Source organism: Janibacter anophelis NBRC 107843, from assembly GCF_001570945.1.
GTDB lineage: Bacteria > Actinomycetota > Actinomycetes > Actinomycetales > Dermatophilaceae > Janibacter > Janibacter anophelis.
Genome location: NZ_BCSQ01000118.1, coordinates 1 through 880, shown reverse-complemented (window position 1 = coordinate 880; position 880 = coordinate 1). Strand labels below are relative to the sequence as shown.

Sequence of the window (880 nt, the reverse complement as noted above, 5' to 3'; positions counted from 1 at the left end):
CGACGTCCCGCCGAGGCGGCACAGCTCCCTTTGGCGGCATCTATCCCCACACGACGAAGGTCACGCCGAGGACGATGCCCACCACCGCGAGCAGCCCGATCGTCGTCCCCCAGAACGCGAGCATCGGGTGCGCCAGCTGCCACGGCAGGAGGCGCGGCCACCGCGGCACGATCTCGGCCGGACCGGCCTCGTCGAGCACGGTGCGGCGGCGGCCCGACGTGGTGAGGACCTTGAGGGTCTGCGGCGTCCACTTCTCGGTCGTGGTGCGCCACAGCGGCTCGCCGGCGTCATCGAGCAGGGCCAGGTAACCCTGCGGGATCCCCATGACGTGCAACTGCTTGACGTGGACCGCCTCCGCGATCCGGTCACGCCGGATCACGGTGGTGCGCAAGGCTCCTCGCGCCCGGACCTCGGTCCGCGTCACCGTCACCCGAGCCCGGGAGACGAGGAGGACGAACCCGGAGAAGGCCACGATCATGATCACCGTGATGACGAGTGCCTCGACGTAGCTCACGTCCCGCAGGGACGGCACGATCAGTCCGGCCACGGCGAAGTAGCCACACAGCTCGGCGATGATGCGCCATTTGCCCTTGCCGTTGCCGAAGACCCGCAGCTCCTCGTGGATGACCTCGTCATGCATGACCCGCATTGTGGCCGACGGGCTCAGCAGGCGATCGGCTTCCACCAGTAGACGCCGTTGATCTTCCCGCCCGGGTAGCCCTGCCGGCAGCCGGTGTAGCCCGGGGTCAGCGCGTCGTTGGTCCAGCCGGGTCCGGGCGCGACCGGGGCGACCGGCGGCTTCGGCGCGGGCTTGGGAGCCGGGGCCGGGGCGGGCGCGGGCGCTGGGGCCGGGGCTGGCGCGGGCGCTGGGGCCGGGGCT

The 880-nt window shown here is 71.8% G+C and carries 2 protein-coding genes; both read right to left on the bottom strand.

Annotated elements, in window-relative coordinates; genetic code table 11:
- Positions 1–40: 40 nt before the first annotated feature.
- Positions 41–640: a hypothetical protein gene (locus JAN01S_RS16410; RefSeq protein ID WP_157075824.1), complete on the bottom strand. Its 600-nt coding sequence runs from the start codon at positions 638–640 to the stop codon at positions 41–43.
- 23 nt (positions 641–663) lie between these two features.
- Positions 664–880, bottom strand: a 217-nt coding sequence (locus JAN01S_RS17455) for a hypothetical protein (protein WP_218000071.1), incomplete at its 5' end; no start/stop codon positions are given.

Excerpts from the sequence above, each read along its gene's own strand:
- JAN01S_RS16410 (WP_157075824.1), bottom strand. The coding sequence starts at position 640 with ATGCATGACGAGGTCATCCACGAGGAGCTGCGGGTCTTCGGCAACGGC.